The organism is Micromonospora sp. CA-263727, assembly GCF_050942455.1.
Classification (GTDB): Bacteria; Actinomycetota; Actinomycetes; order Mycobacteriales; family Micromonosporaceae; genus Micromonospora.
Map to the genome: position 1 here is coordinate 5,817,350 of NZ_CP192031.1, position 15,186 is coordinate 5,832,535.

Sequence of the window (15,186 nt, forward strand, 5' to 3'; positions counted from 1 at the left end):
CGGCCACTCGGGTCAGGCGATGGGACGGGCGGTGTGGATGGCGCGTACGGCGTCGATGGTGTCGGCCTCGGCGGCCGACTTGTCGTGGCGGTAGCGGACCACTCGCGCGAAGCGCAGGGCCATGCCGCCCGGGTACCGCGAGCTGGTCTGCACCCCGTCGAAGGCGATCTCCACGACCTGCTCGGGCCGGACCCGGACCACCCAGTCACCGCGCTCCACGGCGAGCCCGAGGAAGCGTTCGGTCTGCCAGCGCAGCAACTCGTCGGTGAGCCCCTTGAAGGTCTTGCCGAGCATCACGAACCCGCCGCCACCCGGGTCGCGCGCCCCCAGGTGCAGGTTGGACAGCCAGCCGGTGCGCCGGCCGCTGCCCCACTCCACGGCGAGCACGACCAGGTCGAGGGTGTGCCGGGGTTTCACCTTGACCCAGGCCGCGCCGCGCCGGCCGGCATCGTAGGGCGCCTCGGGGGCCTTCACGACCACGCCCTCCTGGCCGGCGTCGAGCGCCGCGGCGAAGGCCGCGCCGGCCTGCTCCGGCCCGTCCACCTCCACCCTTCCCACCAGCAGCGACGCGTCGACCGTGCCGCGCAGCGCCGCCCACCGCTCGCGGCCGGGCAGGTCGATCAGGTCCGCGCCGTCGAGGTGCAGCAGGTCGAAGAAGTACGGGGTGAGCACGGTCCCGCCGCCGCGCGCGGCGGCGCGCACCGCCGGGGCGACCGGTGGCCGGTCGACGGTGGCGTCCGACCCGGTGCGGCCCGGCCCGGCCCGGCGGGCGGCGACACTGGAGGTCTGCTGGAACGGCAGCGGCCGACCGGTCTCGTCCAGCCCGATCGCCTCGCCGTCGAGCACCAACTCCCGGGCGGGTAGCGCCCGGACGGCGGCCACCACCTCGGGCACCCGGGCGGTGATGTCGTCCAGGCTGCGGGTGAAGACGGCGATGTCGGGGCCGCTTCGGTGCACCTGGATGCGGATGCCGTCGAGTTTGACGTCGACCACGGCGGGCGTGCCGGTGGCGGTGAGCGCCTCGTCGACCGACGACGCGGCCTGCGCCAGCATCGGCGCGAGCGGCCGGCCGACCCGCAGCCCGAACCCGGCCAGCGCCGCGGCCCCGCCGTCGAGCGCGGCAACCGCCACCTCCCGCAGGTCACCGGCGAGCAGCAGGGCCCGGCGTACCGCGGCGACCGGCACCCCGGCGGCCCGGGCGATCGCGTCGGCGAGCAGCCCGGCCTGGGCGCCGTGGCGCAGCTCGCCGAGGAACAGACCGGTCAGCAGACGCTGCTCGTCGGCGGTCGCGGCGGCGTAGAGGGCGTCCAGCAGGGCCCGTCGGCGGGCCTGCGAGCCCGCCCCGCGCACCGCCGCGATCCCGTCGATAGCGGCGTCGACCGCAGCCACGGTCAGCGTCGGCGCCACGGCCGGCGGGGGCAGGTCGCGGAGGCTGGCCCAGCCGACACCGGTCTGCCGCTGGCGCAGCTCACCGGCGAGCCAGCCGGACCCGGCCGCGACCTCGGCCGGGTCGAGCCGGCGCAGCGCGTCGGCGAGCAGCTCGACCTTGGCCCGCCGGCCGCTGGTGGCGCCGACGGCCGCAGAGGTCGCAGCCAGGTCGAGAAACCGCACGCCCCCAATCCTGCCAGCTGAGCAAGGAAGGGCCCCCTGTTAACGCCTCGTGTATAGGAGGGGGCCCCTCCTAACATCCAGCGGTCGGCACGGCTGGACCGGGCTGGCCGGCGGGGCCGGGGTCAGGCCGGGACCGGTTCCTCGACGCGCAGGCCGCGGGCGCGGACCCCGTCGGCGATCCGGGACAGCGACGTGTCCAGGGCAACCAGGGCGGCGGATAGCTCACCGAGCTGTTCCTTGAGCGTGTCCTCAGGCCACGCGGAGACGTCGACGTCCCCCAGAGCACTGACGGCGGCCTCCAGGCGGGCCAGAACCTCGTTCGTACGCATGTTCGAGAGGCTACAACAGCCCGACGGCCGACACACCGGAAACGGCGACCATCCGCCGGAAGTTACGGGTTCACCCGCGCCCCGCCCCGGCCACCCGGGCCAGCAACAACGCCTCGGCCAGGCAGACCCGGGCGAACTCGCCCAGGTGCAGGCTCTCGTTCGGCCCGTGCGCCCGGGCGTGCGGATCCTCCACACCGGTCACCAGGATCGCCGCCCGCGGGAACATCTCCTGGAAGGTGGCGATGAACGGAATCGAGCCGCCGACGCCGATGTCCACCGGGTCGATGTCGTCCCAGGCGGCCCGGAAGGCCGAGCGGGCCGCGTCGAACATCGGACCGGTGGCGTCGATGACGCAGGGTGCCCCGTCGTGTTCGAGGGTGACCTCCACCTGGGCGCCCCAGGGCGCATACCGCGCCAGGTGGTCGCGGAGCGCGTCGTACGCCCACTTCGGGTCGTCGCCCGGTGCCAGCCGTACGCTCAGCTTGGCCTTGGCGGCCGGGACCAGGGCGTTCGGCGCCTCCGCGGTGGGCGGCGCGTCGATGCCGAGCACGGCGACCGCCGGCTTGGTCCACAGCCGGTCGGTGATCCGGCCGGTGCCGATCAGCTGCACACCCTCGGCCAGCCCCGCCTCGGCGCGGAACCGATCCTCGGGGTAGTCGACGCTGGCGGTCTCCCGGGCGGCCAGCCCCGTCACCGCCACGTTCCCGGCGTCGTCGTGCAGCGTGGCGAGCAGCCGGACCAGGGCGGTGAGCGCGTCCGGCACCGGGCCGCCGAACATGCCGCTGTGCACGGCGTGGTCCAGGGTGCGCAGCTCGACGAAGCAGTTGACGACGCCACGCAGCGAGGTGGTCAGGGCCGGCACCCCGACGTCCCAGTTGGCCGAGTCGGCGATCACGATGACGTCCGCGGCGAGCTTGTCGCGGTGCTGGGCGAGCAGCAGTTCGAGCGAGTCGGAGCCGTACTCCTCCTCGCCCTCGATGAAGAGGACCACGCCGACCGGCAGCCGGTCGCCGAACGCGCGCAACGCCGCGACGTGCGCCATGATGCCGGCCTTGTCGTCGGCGGCACCCCGCCCGTACAGCCGGCCGTCCCGCTCGACCGGCTCGAACGGGTCGGACTCCCACAGCGCCCGGTCGCCGACCGGCTGCACGTCGTGGTGGGCGTAGAGCATGACCGTCGGCGCGCCGGGCGGGGCCGCCTTCCGGCCGATCACCGCCGGCTGGCCGCCGGCCCGCACGATGTCGACATCGAGCCCGCAGCCGCGCAGCAGCTCGGCCACCGCCTCGGCGGAACGTTCCACCTGCGAGTGGTCGAAGCCCTCGAAGGCGATCCCGGGAATGCGGACGAGTCGCTCCAGGTCGGCCCGGACGCCGGGCAGTTCCCGCGCGACGGCGGCCCGCAGGTCGGACTCGGACATGATCGGTGTGGTCATGACCGGAATCGTATGCCGGCCTTACCCCGGGCCATCGCCCGAGGCCACACCCCCCGCAGCCGGAACGAGGCGCAGGAAGTGGCGGTCGGCGTCGTGGGGCAGCGTGGGCGCGCCGTCGACCACCAGGTCGGCCCGGGACTCGGTACGGTCGGCGGCGAAGTGGTCCCGCTCGGCAGCGTGCCAGCGCCGCAGCTCCGGCAGGATCGAGGGGCCGTCGCGGGCCACCGCCCGGGTGAGCCGCAGCGGCTGCGGGGCGGTCACGAAGACCGCCAGGGTCAGGTCGGGCCCGGCGGCGGCCCGAGCCGCGCTGACCCCCTCCACGATCAGCACGGGGGCGGCCGGCACCGGCACCGGCCCGGGCAGGAAGCGGTGCTGCGTCCAGCTGTAGCGGTGATACTTCCCGGCGCTGCCGGCCCGCACCGGCGCCAGCACCGACTCCTCCAGCCGGTCCCAGAAGGTGAGCTGGTCGTCCCACCCGTCGAGCAGGTCGTCGGTGTGCACCACCGGCGGTCGCCCACTGCCGACACAACATGTCCCGGCGGCGCGGGTCTCGACGGCGATGGCGTCGGCCAGGCGGGCGGCGAAGGCGGTCTTCCCGGCGCCACTGGGCCCGTCGACCGCCACCAACCGGGTACGCCCCAGCCGGGCCCGCCCAGCCAGCACCCGGCGCGCCAGCCCCGCGTACCCCTCGAAGACCACCACCACGGGCACCGACGTTACCGATCGGGTTGTCCCGGGCGGCTTCGGGCCGTGCGCCCGCCGGGCAGGCGGCATGATCGTGCCGTGTCCCATTCCGTGATGAGTCCCGGCGTCGAGGCGTTGCTGGAACAGGCCCGCGCGGGCATGAACCGGTTGACCCCGCAGGAGACCGTGCAGGCCGCCACCCGGGGTGCACTCGTGATCGACACCCGCACCGACGAGCAACGGCGGGAGCAGGGCGACCTGCCCGGCGTCATCGTGATCGACCGGACGGTGCTGGAGTGGCGGATGGACCCGGCCAGCGACTGGCGCATCCCCGAGGCCACCGGGTACGACATCGAGGTCGTGGTGGTGTGCCGCCAGGGCTACAGCTCCAGCCTCGCCGCGGCGAGCCTGCGCGCCCTCGGCCTGCACAAGGCGACCGACATGATCGGCGGGGTGGACGCGTGGCGGTCGGCCGGGCTGCCCTTCACCGACAAACCCGCCGACACCCGCTACTGACCCGGGCCTCTCGGCCCCGACCAGGACAGCGGCGGACGTCAGCGCGGCGCGCCGGGTGGGACGAAGGGCAGGCCCGCGGGCGGGCCACTCTCGATCAGCCGCCACAGGGCCGTTGTGTCCAGGTGTTCCTCGACCAGATCGCCGAGCAGGTCGAGGGTGCGCTCGCGGGCGGCGGCGAACGAGGTGCCCGGCGCGACCCGAAACCCGGTGCGCCCGGCGAGGCGGGCCGTCCGGGCGAGGAACCACCGGCGGAACTCGTCGGACTCGAAGGCGCCGTGCCAGTGGGTGCCGTGCACGACGCCGTGTGCCGCGCCCTCCCCGGTGCCGTCGGCGTGGTGCAGCAGCGGGGGCAGTTCCGGGTCGGCGGCCGAGACGTGCCCGTGGTGGATCTCGTAGCCACGGACCGGCCGGTCGCCCCCGCCGGTGCCCACCGCCGGCCGCACGGTCTTGCGCGAATCGAAGGTGATCTCGGTGGGGAGCAGACCGAGGCCGGGAACGGTGCCCCGGCGGCTCTCCACCGGGTCGTGGATGGCGCGGGCCAGCATCTGGAAGCCCCCGCAGATGCCGAGCAGCGGCCGGCCGGCCGCCACGTGCCCGGTCACCGCGTCGGCCAGGCCGGTCTCGCGCAGCCAGGCCAGGTCGGCCACGGTCGACTTGGAGCCGGGCAGCACCACCAGGTCGGCCGCGGCCAACTCGGCCGGCTCGACGGTCAGCCGCACCCGCACCCCGGGTTCGGTGGCGAGCGCCTCGACGTCGGTGGCGTTGCTGATCCTGGGCAACCGCACCACGGCCACGTCGAGCCACTCGGTGCCGTGCGGTGCGGCGGGACGGCCGAGCACCCGCCCGTAGGCCAGCGAGTCCTCCGCGTCGAGCCACAGGTCCAGCGCCCAGGGCAGCACCCCGTACGTCGGGCGGCCGGTGAGCCGGCGCAGCATGTCCAGCCCCGGAGCGAGCAGGCCGAGGTCACCGCGGAACTTGTTGACCACGAAGCCGGCGACGAGCGCCTGGTCGGCCGGGTCGAGCAGGGCCAGGGTGCCGAACATGGCGGCGAACACACCGCCCCGGTCGATGTCGCCGACCACGATCGTGGGCAACCGGGCGTGCCGGGCCAGGCCCATGTTCACGTAGTCGCCGTCGCGCAGGTTGATCTCCGCGGGGCTGCCGGCACCCTCACAGATCACCACGTCGTACGCCGCCCGCAGCTCCGCCAGGGCCGCGTACGCCGTCTCGGCCAGCCGGGGTCGCAGCGTGCGGAAGGTGCCGGCGGTGACGGTGTCGACCGCCGCGCCGAGCAACACCACCTGGCTGGCCAGGTCGCTGCCCGGCTTGAGCAGCACCGGGTTGAACCGCAGGTCCGGTGCGAGCCCGCAGGCCGCCGCCTGCATCGCCTGCGCCCGGCCGATCTCCCCGCCCCGGCCGTCCGGCCCGACCACGACGGCGGAGTTGTTGGACATGTTCTGGGCCTTGAACGGCGCCACCTGCACGCCCTGCCGATACAGCCAGCGGCAGATGCCGGCGGTGAGCACGCTCTTTCCGGCGTCGGAGGTGGTCCCCGCGACCAGCAGACCGCCGGTCACCGCCGGCTCCCGACCTCACCGCCGGCCGGCCCGGCAGGTGCACGCCCGCCACCGGGCAGCCGGACGAGCCGCGTCACGGCGCCAGACCGGGCGGCCCGGCGGGTGAGAGCGCCGGTCAGCCGCCTGCTGAGAGCGCCGGTCAGCCGGCGGGTGAGAGTGCCGGTCAGCCGGCCGGCGGTGAGCGGATACGCCGCCGCCAGCCCGAGCGCGGCCAACCCGACCGCGCCGGAGATCCGGGCGGCCCGCGCCAGGTGCCGCGCCTCGGGCCGGGGGCCGTCGCCGAGGAATGGACGCACCTCGGTCCGACCGAAGTAGACGTTGCGCCCGCCCAGCCGTACGCCCAACGCGCCGGCCATCGCCGCCTCGCACTGCCCCGCGTTGGGGCTGGGGTGGTCGGCGCGGTCCCGCCGCCAGACCCGCAGGGTCTGCTCCCGGTCGCCGCGCCCGGTGGGCGCCAGCGCGACGGTCAGCAGCCCGGTCAGCCGGGCCGGCACCAGATTGAGCAGGTCGTCCAGGCGGGCGGCCGGCGTGCCGAACCGGGCGTAGCGGGCGCTGCGGTGCCCGACCATCGCGTCGAGGGTGTTCGCCGCACGGTAGCCGAGCAGGCCCGGCAGCCCGGCGACCGCGCCCCAGAGCAGCGGGGCGACCACGGCATCGGAGGTGTTCTCCGCGACCGACTCGACCGTCGCCCGGGCCAACTCGGGCTCGTCGAGCGCCGACGGGTCCCGCCCGCAGAGGTGCCCGAGCCGCTGCCGGGCGGCCGGCAGGTCACCGTCGCGCAGCGCACGACCCATCGCGTCCGCCTCGTGGCGCAGGCTGCGCCCGCCCAGCACCGCCCAGGTGCCGGCGGCGACCAGCACCGCACGGGCCACCGGCCGACGCCGGGTGCCGTACGCCGCGACGGCCCCGACCAGCACCGGTCCGCCCACGGTAAGCGCGGTGAAGACACTCCCGGCCAGCCGGTCCGGCCGGTAGAGGCGGCGTTCCAGGGCGGCAGCGGCCCGGCCGAACCCGGCAACCGGGTGCCCTCGACGGGGGTCGCCGAACAACGCGTCCAGCGCATATCCCGCGACGAGACCCGCCGCGTTCGCCACCGCACCCGCGTTCCGCACCCACATCACCCCCGGCCGGCCAGCCTAACCGAAGCCCGACATCCGCCCCCGCCCACCGTTCCCCGCCCCCCTCAACCCCCTCCCCTCCCCACCCCAGCAGGCCCCACCCCCCGCCTCGGCACCTCCCGCCGCCCTCGATCGTTTGCGGACGAGTGACTCGACACGCCGGTCACCTGGTCACTCATCCGCAAACGATCACTGGCCAGCCGCTCCCGGCCGCTGTGGTCAGACCGGCTGCGGCAGCCGCCCGCGACCCCGCCGGCTGCGCCCGGTCGCTGCGTCGCCCGCCCCCGATTCCTCCGGACGCGCCGCCGACCCGCTCTCCTGCCCACCGGCCGCCCCCTCCGCCGGCACCCCGCTCGCCCCGTCCCCGTGCAGCGGGGCCAACTCGTCGGCCTCTGCCTCTGCTCCACCGGTGAAGTCGTCGAACGGATCGGACGAGAGAAGCTCGTCGCGGGCGGCCCCTCGCGGGGTTGCGGCAACCGTGGTCGGCTCGACGTCGTCGGCCACGCCCCGCCCACTATCGGCACCCGACAACCCGACCTCACCGGCCGCACCCGGCCGGTAGCCGGCGTCGGACGGCTCGACGCCGTCGGCCGGGCCCGGCCGGTAGCCGCCGGTGTAGGCCCGCGACGGGGCGAGGTCGGGCAGCTCGAACTCGTCGTCGAGCGGACGGTCGTCGAGCTGGGCGGGGGCCTCGGCGTCCGGCACCGGCTCGGTCGGCTCGCCGTGCACCCGCTGCTCGGCCTCGTCGTCGGAGACGGCGCTGGTGGTCAGGCTCGGCCGGTTGCGCAGGAACCGCCCGCGACCCCGGGACAGGTCGTGACCGACCGCGACGGCCTCCAACTCGTAGAGCGTGCGGTGGTTGCCGGCGTCGTCGGTCCAGTCGCGGGTGTAGAGCCGCCCGCAGACGACCACGGGATCGCCGAGCGCCACGGAGGCGGCCACCCCCTCGGCGAGCTTGCGCCAGCAGTTGACCCGTACCCGCAGGCTGTTGCCGTCGACCCAGCGCCCGCTGTCGCGGTCGAGGCGCCGGGCGGTCGAGGCGACCTTGAAGTTGGCCACCAGGGTGTTGCTCTGGGCGGTCCGCCGCCACTCGGGCGCGGTCAGCACATTCCCGACAATCGTCACATAAGTATCGAACATCGTCCCTCCAGCGGGGATCGGTGGCCGGCCTCCGCAAGCCGACTCGCAGCCGAGCCTGCGGCCCGGCGCCACCGCCGGGCAGCCCCGAGACCCCGATCTGTGGACAACCGGGCCGCCTGTGGACAACCGCCTGATCAAGGTCCCGGTGTGGTAGGCCGGCCGGCCCTGCCCACCCGGCGCCCGCGTCGCGATGATCGAGAGGCACCGGAAATGCTCACGTTCCGGACGGAGCCAACCTGGGTAGGGATCTTCCAACCGCACCAGTGAGCACGACGTCGAACGAAAGGTCAGTGATCATGAAGATGACCACCACCCGTTCCATCCGCGTCCCTGGTCAGGTGCGGCGATGAGCACGAACCCGGCCACCGTGGCGAAGTGCCTCCGGCTCGGCGCCGGTTTCTCGCAGGCCGACCGGGACTGGATCCTCGGGCAGTTCGGCACGCTCGACGCCCGGCTGGCCACCTTCCACGCCGACGCCACCGAGCTTGAGCTGTCGGTGAAGAACCGGGAGTCCCGGGGCCAGCGGGTCACCCTGGAATGCTGGATCGCCGGCCGGCAGAAGATCGTCACCACCTCGGCCGAGGAGGACCTGCGCGCCGCGCTCCACGATGCCCGCGACGACCTGCGCCGCAAGCTCAACGACGCGAAGACCCGACAGGAGCCGCGCAACAACAAGCACCTGCGGGTGACGACCCCGCCCGGTCAGGCCACGCCGGCCGACGAACTGGCCGATGCCGGGGTGACGACCGACGAAGGGTGATCGCGCCGCTGGCCGGGGGTGACCCCGGCCAGCGCGCTGGCCGGGCGCGCTCGGGGCTACCACCCGGTAGCTCGTCGGCGTACCGTCGGCAAGGTGGAACCGGACCTGCTGGGCCCGCCGTACGAGCGGCACACCATCGACCTGGGCAGCGACGACGAGGGGCCGGTGGTGGCCACCCTGGTCCGCCGCCGGGCCGAACGCCCCACCGGGCGGGCGGTGCTCTACGTGCACGGATTCGTCGACTACTTCTTCCAGACCCACCTGGCCGACTTCTTCGCCGAACGAGGCTGGGACTTCTACGCGCTGGACCTGCGCAAGTACGGCCGCAGCCTGCTACCGCACCAGACCGCCAACTTCTGCCAGGACCTCGGCGACTACTTCCCCGAGCTGGACGCCGCCGCGCGGATCGTCCGCACCGAGGACGGGCACGACACACTGCTGGTGATGGGCCACTCCACCGGCGGCCTGATCCTCTCGCTCTGGGCCCACGCCCGCCGCGACGCCGGGCTGGTCGACGGCGTCTTCCTGAACAGCCCCTTCTTCGACCTGAACGCCCCGTGGTTCGTCCGTCGACCCCTCGCGGCCGCCGTCGCCCGCCTGGGCCGCAGGGCGCCGCACCGAATCCTGCCGTTCGGGCTCGGCACGGTGTACGGCGAGAGCATCCACGCCGACCATCACGGCGAGTGGACGTACGACCTGGCCTGGAAGCCGCTCGCCGGCTTCCCCGTCCGGGCCGGCTGGCTGGACGCCATCCGCACCGGCCAGCGACGCCTGCGCGCCGGACTGGACATCCCGGTGCCGGTACTGCTCGCCTGTTCGACCCGCTCGTTCCGGAGCACGAAGTGGCACGACTCGGCGTCGCTCGCCGACGCCGTCCTCGACGTCGAGCACATGGTCCGCTGGGCACCCCGGCTGGGCCAGCACGTCACGCTGGCCCGCTTCGACGGCGGACTGCACGACCTGACGCTCTCCGGCCCCGCCGTACGCGAGAAGGTCTTCACCGAGGTGGGCCGATGGGCCGAGGCGTTTCTGGATGCCGGACCGACGACCGCCCGCCCGGCCACCCCGGCACCCCGCCGCCCGGTCGACGGCGCCCCGGACCCGCTGGCCGAGGCCCCACCCCACGCGAACGCCGCGACGAACGGCTGACCGCAGCCCGCAGCCGGCGAGTAACCGGGTGCGCGACGCCGTCCCACGTGCGACGCTTCCCCCGCCACCCGTTCCGTCGCGCAGGGCCGGGGCGGCGGTACCCTTCTCGCGCGATACCACGATGCGCCCGTAGCTCAGCGGATAGAGCAGGGGACTTCTAATCCCAAGGCCGCAGGTTCGAATCCTGCCGGGCGCACAGCCACTTCCCTCGACGGCTCACGTGGAGCTTCGTGGTGCGGGGGAGCCACGGTTGCCGCGTGGCGAGTTCGAGCAGGCGCAGCAAACGCCACAGCGCGGCGAGGCCGAACGCTGCCCAGCGGGGACAGACGAGGCCAGCGATGATGGCAGCGCGGGCAAGACTCACTTCGGGCGATCGGCATAGCGTGGAGAACCTTGATGATCTTTTGACCGGTCATACCCGTCTTGCTGCGGCCAACAGCGCGCTTCTACTCCAATCCTCATAATTCAGACACCATCACGACTTTGCCGGGGACTGCGCGGCGGGCCCACCCCGACATCGAGGCGACCCTTGGACAACCCGTCGCACACCTGTGCCAGAGTGACCCACATGCGAATGACCGACGACCGCGGCCAGGTACTCGACGCTGAATTTTCCGCAGAACCCGATGGCGACCACGTCGCCGTCATCCTCGAAAGCATGAGCGGCCGGGCTACGGGCAGAGCAGCCCGGAACACCGACTATCGGGTCGCATTAGAACTGATCTTGCAGCGTCTCAAGGACCGCCGAGCTGTCATCGAGGCAGCCGTGGTCGATTCTCAACGCACTCAACTACTTCCCGAGTCGACCCGTGGTCTGGTCAGCGAGCCCATTCGCCTGGTCGATGTTCCCGATCCCGATGGACTGCGACGGAGACTGACCAACGCACAGACCACGATCGGGCAGGCGCCCACCGCCAAGCGCCCCGGCAACAGCACCAAGCGGATTCGACTACGTCTCAGCGTCCCCGGCTACAACCCGTCCGATGCGGATCAACTGGCGGTCGATCTCGCCGCAGGATCTTTCATTACAGTCGGCGTCCCCGAGAGTCTCCCAGCCGACCTAAGCGAGCTGCGGAAGGCCATCAAGGACTTCCCCGGCGACCCAGACGGTCGCCGCCTCGCCGCGTACCGAAGGGAGCAAGCACAGCTCAAGCGACGCCTGTGTGACATCGGCGGAGCGGCATGCGCGCTCTGCGGTCGTGGACTGCCACCGCAGTTCCTTGTCGCCGCCCACATCAAGAAGCGCTCCGAATGCACGGACGCCGAGAAGCTCGACTACGACAACGTTGCGATGCTTGCCTGCGTCCTCGGGTGCGACAGCCTCTATGAACACGGCTTCGTGGCGGTCCAACCGGGAGGCGCCATCGAAGTCAGCCCGCAGGTAGCGCTTGCCCCCGCGGTCGCCGCTCACTGCAGCACTGTGTTGACCAGAAAGACGACCGACTGGTGGTCCGCCAGTCGAGAGCCCTACTTCGCCTGGCACAGAGGCCACACCTTCCGACGCGCCCTGTAGGCCACTTTGCTCCGCCACGACGCCGCCCTCAGTTCGTGCCCGTTCCTCGCCTTCGACATCGAGATCCGCAAGGTCATCTGCTCCATCAACGCCATCGAGTCGGTGAACGCCCGCATCCGCAAGGCCGTCCGCGCCCGCAGCCACTTCCCCAACGAACACGCCGCGCTCAAGTGCGTATACATGGCCTTGATGAGCCTCGACCCCATCGGCACTGGACCACACGCTGGAAAGCATCCCTGAACGCCTTCCAGATCGCCTTCGAAGGCCGGCTCACCCCGGCCAACCACTGACCACCTAAACAACCAAGATCAGCCGTTAACTTGTCGGACTCGCCCAGGGTTCACAGACAGCCCCCGTGGTGGCGTGAAGGGCTTGGGTGACTCCGGAAAGGGGCAGGAAAGCCAAGCGCGCTTGGCCTAGCGTAGTAGGCTGACGGCTGTGGGCCGGTTTTCCGAGGATGAGTTGCATGCGGTTGTCTCCAGGTACGAGGCGACGCGGGCGGCAGCGTTGACCGAGCGGGACGAACAGCTGCGGGCGTTTCATGCGGCCGGCTGGCGGCCGGTGGATCTGCAGCGGGTCACCGGGTACAGCCGGGAGACGATCCGTCAGGCGCTACGGCCGGAAGTCCGGCGGGCGACCAACATCAGCCGGCGCAGGACATCGCCTCAGCCCCCGGCGGACTACCGGCCCTACGGCGACCGGAAGCCCTACGTGGTGGCCGAAACCCTTGCCACGCTGCACGGCCCGACCGAAGGCAGGGTCACGCTTCCGCGTCATCTCGACTGGTCCGGGCAGGCCGAGTACGACCTGAACCGGCCCGCACGCCTGGCCAGCATGTACAAGGTGGTGCTCACCGAAGCCAACGCGGCAGAGGACTTGAACACCTGGCTCGATGCCGACCTCCTCCGGCGACTCTGGCCCACCCTCTGGCTGCCACCCCAGCTCCGCCAACGCTGGGAGGAAGCCTTCCCCGAACTCGCCGCGACCCGCAACAACGCGGCGTAGCGGATGGATCCGTTCCACGAACGCCTCGCCCGCACCGGGCTCGGGGCCGCCGACCGGTACGGCTTCGCTCTGGCTGGCGGCTACGCGGTCCAGGCCGCCGGGCTTCTGGAGCGGCCCAGCGAGGACGTTGATCTGTTCACCGCCTGGGACCGCCGCCAGGAGTTCACCGCCGCGGTCACCGCCGTCGTGCACGCCTACCGAGACGACGGCCTCACCGTCGACATCGAGCGGCACCACGACACGTTCGCCCGGCTGACTGTCACCGACGATGTGCGGGTTTCCAAGGTCGAACTCGGCGTGGACTGGCGCGCCAACGAACCGATCCTCATGGCGATCGGACCGGTACTCCACCCCGACGACGCGGTCGCGAACAAGATGAGCGCGCTTTACGGGCGAGCGTTCGCTCGCGACTTCATCGACATCGACGCCACGCTCCGATCCGGCCGCTACACCCCCGAAGCCCTCCTCACCCTGGCACAGCGCGCCGACCGCGGCTTCGACCGGCGCGTCTTCGCCGACGCTCTGGGACAGGCCACCCTGCTCGATCCCGACGACTTCGCCCAGTACGGCGTCACCGGCCAGGCGCTGGACAATCTCCGGAGCCGATTCGCCGCCTGGCGCCGTGAGCTGCTCGGCGAGGAGAGATCCGCTTGACCTGGCGGCTCCGTCGGCTGATCCCGTCGTGCTCCGCTGGTTTTCGGACGGCGGGCGATCAGGCGACCCGAACAGCGCCCCACCGTCCGACATGAGCCGACGGGGCGCCGTCCCGCGCGGGTGGGGTCAGCCGGTTTGGCAGGGGGTGTTGTTGAGGCGGAAGTCGGTCGGGCGGTCGTTGGTGCCGGAGTAGGTGGCCTGGAGGCCGAAGGTGACCGTGCCGTTGGTCGGCAGGCTGCCGTTCCAGGCGACGTTGCGTGCGGTCACGTTCCGGCCGGACTGGGTGACCTGTGCGTTCCACGCGTTGGTGATCTGCTGGTTGCCGGTGAACGACCAGGTCAGGGTCCAACTGGTCAGGGCGGGCCCGCGGTTGGTGACGCGTAGGTCGGCGGTGAACCCGTTGTTCCACTGGTTCGCCGTCCAGTTGACCACGCAGGAAGAGCCGGGCGTGGTCGGGGGCGGCGTGGTGGGGGGCGGTGGCGGGGTGGTGGGGGGCGGGGTGGGGGTGTCCCGGGGCGGGAAGCGGAGGATGCGGTCGTCGCTGGCCGCCGGGGTGCCGCGGCCGTCGCGGTTGCTGGTGGTGACCCAGAGCCAGCCGTCGGGGCCGTACTCCACGGTGCGCAGCCGTCCGTAGGTGCCGACCAGTTCGGCGACGGGGGTGCCGACGCCACCGGAGCCGTTCAGCGGGATGTTCCACAGCCGGGTGCCGCGCAGGCTGGCCACGAAGAGGCGGTTGCCGGCGATGGTGGCGCCGCTGGGCGACGCCTCGGCCGGGGTCCAGGTGATCAGCGGGTCGCGGAACCGGGAATCGTTCGCCCGTCCCTCGACCGTGGGCCAGCCGTAGTTGCCGCCGGCCACGATGAGGTTGACCTCGTCCCAGGTGTTCTGACCGAACTCGGTGGCATATAGTCGGCCCTGGGCGTCCCAGGCCAGACCCTGCACGTGGCGGTGGCCGAGGCTGTAGACCGGCGAGCCGGCGATCGGATTGCCCGGCGGGACGGAGCCGTCCGGCCGGATCCGCAGGATCTTGCCGTTGCGGCTCTGCGGGTCCTGTGCGGTGGCGGTCTGTCCGGCGTCACCCACCCCGACGTAGAGCAGCCCGTCCGGGCCGAAGGCGATCCGGCCGCCATTGTGGATCGCCGCCCGGGCCAGCCCGGTGAGGATCGGCTCCTGGTTCTGCGGTGCGGTGAGCCGGAAGCGGGCGATGCGGTTGTCGGTCGCGGTGGTGAAGTAGACGTAGATCCAGCCGTCCTGCGGGTAGCTCGGCGAGATGGCGAGGCCGAGCAGGCCGCCTTCGCTGGTGGCGGTCACTCCGGAGATCTGGGCGACCGGTTCGGGCTGCTGGCCCGGGCGCACCCGCACCACCTGACCGGTGGGGCGTTGGGCCACCAGGGCGCTGCCGTCGGGGAGGAAGTCCATTCCCCACGGCACCTGGAGCCCGGTGGCGACCGTCTCCGGCCGGGTGAGGTCGAAGTCGCCGACGGCGAGCAGCCCGGGCGCCGCGGCGGCGTCCGGCGGGCGTTCGGTGGTCGGTACCGCGCCGGCGAGGCCGCCGACACCGACACCGCCGGCGACCAGCGCAGCGGTGAGTACGGCCCCGACCGCGAGTCGGATTTTCATGCCACCCCCTCAGATAGTGATATTCATCAATATAACACGCCGTGGTCGAATGCGAACCGAAAAGGTGTTGGCCCGGCG

13 protein-coding genes, 1 tRNA gene and 3 pseudogenes are annotated in these 15,186 nt (G+C 72.7%); 8 read left to right on the plus strand and 9 right to left on the minus strand.

Annotated elements, in window-relative coordinates; all coding sequences use genetic code 11:
- Nucleotides 1-12: 12 nt before the first annotated feature.
- The 4 genes from ACQPYA_RS25375 to ACQPYA_RS25390 form a co-directional block, all read right to left on the minus strand.
- The gene (locus ACQPYA_RS25375; RefSeq protein ID WP_433529579.1) at nucleotides 13-1,611 is read right to left on the minus strand and encodes an ATP-dependent DNA ligase; all 1,599 of its coding nucleotides are present in this window, start codon (nucleotides 1,609-1,611) and stop codon (nucleotides 13-15) included.
- A gap of 122 nt (nucleotides 1,612-1,733) precedes the next feature.
- Complete coding sequence (locus ACQPYA_RS25380) at nucleotides 1,734-1,940, minus strand: hypothetical protein (RefSeq protein ID WP_092377633.1); 207 nt, start codon at nucleotides 1,938-1,940, stop codon at nucleotides 1,734-1,736.
- Nucleotides 1,941-2,010: 70 nt separating this feature from the next.
- Entirely contained in the window at nucleotides 2,011-3,357 is a 1,347-nt protein-coding gene (locus ACQPYA_RS25385) for a dipeptidase (RefSeq protein WP_433533614.1), read from the minus strand.
- A 36-nt stretch (nucleotides 3,358-3,393) separates the two neighbouring features.
- Complete coding sequence (locus tag ACQPYA_RS25390; RefSeq protein WP_433529580.1) at nucleotides 3,394-4,077, minus strand: uridine kinase family protein; 684 nt, start codon at nucleotides 4,075-4,077, stop codon at nucleotides 3,394-3,396.
- A gap of 93 nt (nucleotides 4,078-4,170) precedes the next feature.
- Here ACQPYA_RS25390 and ACQPYA_RS25395 point away from each other — a divergent pair, with 93 nt between their 5' ends.
- Complete coding sequence (locus ACQPYA_RS25395) at nucleotides 4,171-4,572, plus strand: rhodanese-like domain-containing protein (protein ID WP_433533615.1); 402 nt, start codon at nucleotides 4,171-4,173, stop codon at nucleotides 4,570-4,572.
- 38 nt (nucleotides 4,573-4,610) lie between these two features.
- On the opposite strand, the gene ACQPYA_RS25400 is transcribed toward ACQPYA_RS25395, so the two are convergent.
- From ACQPYA_RS25400 to ACQPYA_RS25410, 3 genes and pseudogenes are all read right to left on the minus strand, one after another.
- Nucleotides 4,611-6,149 (minus strand): cobyric acid synthase, encoded by a 1,539-nt coding sequence (locus ACQPYA_RS25400; protein WP_433529581.1) that lies wholly within the window; start codon nucleotides 6,147-6,149, stop codon nucleotides 4,611-4,613.
- A gap of 110 nt (nucleotides 6,150-6,259) precedes the next feature.
- Nucleotides 6,260-7,261, minus strand: a pseudogene (locus ACQPYA_RS25405) (cobalamin biosynthesis protein); the annotation flags it as partial.
- Between the two features lie 225 nt (nucleotides 7,262-7,486).
- Nucleotides 7,487-8,407: a single-stranded DNA-binding protein gene (locus tag ACQPYA_RS25410; RefSeq protein ID WP_433529582.1), complete on the minus strand. Its 921-nt coding sequence runs from the start codon at nucleotides 8,405-8,407 to the stop codon at nucleotides 7,487-7,489.
- A 346-nt stretch (nucleotides 8,408-8,753) separates the two neighbouring features.
- Between ACQPYA_RS25410 and ACQPYA_RS25415 the strand changes: the two genes are divergently transcribed.
- The 7 genes and pseudogenes from ACQPYA_RS25415 (at nucleotide 8,754) to ACQPYA_RS25445 (ending at nucleotide 13,488) form a co-directional block, all read left to right on the plus strand.
- Nucleotides 8,754-9,167 (plus strand): HPF/RaiA family ribosome-associated protein, encoded by a 414-nt coding sequence (locus ACQPYA_RS25415; protein ID WP_433529583.1) that lies wholly within the window; start codon nucleotides 8,754-8,756, stop codon nucleotides 9,165-9,167.
- A 93-nt stretch (nucleotides 9,168-9,260) separates the two neighbouring features.
- Nucleotides 9,261-10,316 (plus strand): alpha/beta hydrolase, encoded by a 1,056-nt coding sequence (locus ACQPYA_RS25420; RefSeq protein WP_433529584.1) that lies wholly within the window; start codon nucleotides 9,261-9,263, stop codon nucleotides 10,314-10,316.
- Nucleotides 10,317-10,439: 123 nt separating this feature from the next.
- Nucleotides 10,440-10,512: transfer RNA gene (locus tag ACQPYA_RS25425), tRNA-Arg, on the plus strand.
- 372 nt (nucleotides 10,513-10,884) lie between these two features.
- On the plus strand, nucleotides 10,885-11,829 hold the full coding sequence (locus ACQPYA_RS25430) for a hypothetical protein (RefSeq protein ID WP_433529585.1): 945 nt from the start codon (nucleotides 10,885-10,887) through the stop codon (nucleotides 11,827-11,829).
- A gap of 39 nt (nucleotides 11,830-11,868) precedes the next feature.
- Nucleotides 11,869-12,119 (plus strand): annotated as a pseudogene (locus ACQPYA_RS25435) (transposase); the annotation flags it as partial.
- 148 nt (nucleotides 12,120-12,267) lie between these two features.
- On the plus strand, nucleotides 12,268-12,834 hold the full coding sequence (locus ACQPYA_RS25440; RefSeq protein WP_433529586.1) for a hypothetical protein: 567 nt from the start codon (nucleotides 12,268-12,270) through the stop codon (nucleotides 12,832-12,834).
- Between the two features lie 3 nt (nucleotides 12,835-12,837).
- Nucleotides 12,838-13,488, plus strand: a complete 651-nt coding sequence (locus ACQPYA_RS25445; protein ID WP_433529587.1) for a nucleotidyl transferase AbiEii/AbiGii toxin family protein — start codon at nucleotides 12,838-12,840, stop codon at nucleotides 13,486-13,488.
- A gap of 126 nt (nucleotides 13,489-13,614) precedes the next feature.
- On the opposite strand, the gene ACQPYA_RS25450 is transcribed toward ACQPYA_RS25445, so the two are convergent.
- Together ACQPYA_RS25450 and ACQPYA_RS25455 are read right to left on the minus strand one after the other, a co-directional pair.
- Nucleotides 13,615-13,920, minus strand: a complete 306-nt coding sequence (locus tag ACQPYA_RS25450; protein ID WP_433533616.1) for a cellulose binding domain-containing protein — start codon at nucleotides 13,918-13,920, stop codon at nucleotides 13,615-13,617.
- Between the two features lie 90 nt (nucleotides 13,921-14,010).
- Nucleotides 14,011-15,108: pseudogene (locus ACQPYA_RS25455) on the minus strand (PQQ-dependent sugar dehydrogenase); the annotation flags it as partial.
- Between the last annotated feature and the right edge of the window lie 78 nt (nucleotides 15,109-15,186).

Bases quoted from the DNA above. Each gene is read 5' to 3' on its own strand.
- ACQPYA_RS25380 (WP_092377633.1), bottom strand. From the start codon at position 1,940: ATGCGTACGAACGAGGTTCTGGCCCGCCTGGAGGCCGCCGTCAGTGCT.
- ACQPYA_RS25385 (WP_433533614.1), bottom strand. From the start codon at position 3,357: ATGTCCGAGTCCGACCTGCGGGCCGCCGTCGCGCGGGAACTGCCCGGC.
- ACQPYA_RS25395 (WP_433533615.1), top strand. From the start codon at position 4,171: ATGAGTCCCGGCGTCGAGGCGTTGCTGGAACAGGCCCGCGCGGGCATG.
- ACQPYA_RS25410 (WP_433529582.1), bottom strand. From the start codon at position 8,407: ATGTTCGATACTTATGTGACGATTGTCGGGAATGTGCTGACCGCGCCC.
- ACQPYA_RS25415 (WP_433529583.1), top strand. From the start codon at position 8,754: ATGAGCACGAACCCGGCCACCGTGGCGAAGTGCCTCCGGCTCGGCGCC.
- ACQPYA_RS25430 (WP_433529585.1), top strand. From the start codon at position 10,885: ATGCGAATGACCGACGACCGCGGCCAGGTACTCGACGCTGAATTTTCC.
- ACQPYA_RS25445 (WP_433529587.1), top strand. From the start codon at position 12,838: ATGGATCCGTTCCACGAACGCCTCGCCCGCACCGGGCTCGGGGCCGCC.